The sequence below is a fragment of the Streptococcus sp. HMSC077D04 genome (genome assembly GCF_001808785.1).
GTDB lineage: Bacteria > Bacillota > Bacilli > Lactobacillales > Streptococcaceae > Streptococcus > Streptococcus mitis_BX.
This window is the reverse complement of sequence record NZ_KV794443.1, coordinates 1-515: the sequence shown is the minus strand read 5'-3', so window position 1 is coordinate 515 and position 515 is coordinate 1. Positions and strand designations below refer to the sequence as shown.

General features: G+C 35.1%; 1 protein-coding gene. It reads right to left on the bottom strand.

Annotation, left to right across the window (positions count from 1 at the left end; translation table 11 throughout):
- On the bottom strand, window positions 1-515 hold a 515-nt coding region (locus HMPREF2701_RS00085; protein WP_148130482.1), incomplete at both ends, for a hypothetical protein.

Below are 515 nucleotides of genomic sequence, written 5' to 3'. Positions count from 1 at the left end.
TCTTCTTCCAGGTAGGAAAACAAATCTATTTCCTGATTTTCACTTGATGAATCCATCTCAATCTCTGAATCTTCTTTTTCAAGTTCTACATGAGACAATACTTGTTCAATCTCTGCCAAACTGTTCAAGTATAAGATAGGATTCTCTTCAAATAACTGCTTAGAATCATTGAATAGCTCTAGGCGAACTAAGCCATTTAACTGTGCATTTTCAATCGAAACCAACTGAAATACTTGTCCTTTATAACTTACTTGTGAACCGATTGGATATTCCCTCAAAGCTTCTTCTACAATTTTATCGACATTAGAAAAAGAGTTCGTTTCTTCCGTTTCCTGTTCAATATCACTTGAAGGAGATAAAACTTCCTCTACTTGATTAGACTTTTCGCTTCTAGCTTTTACATCATCAAAATGAGTAATAATCTTCAGCTTTTGTGTCAGTGGGAGTTGTGTGTAGTTTTCTTCATGATGGACAAGATCCGTCACAGTATCTAAAGTAGCCATCAATTCTGAACC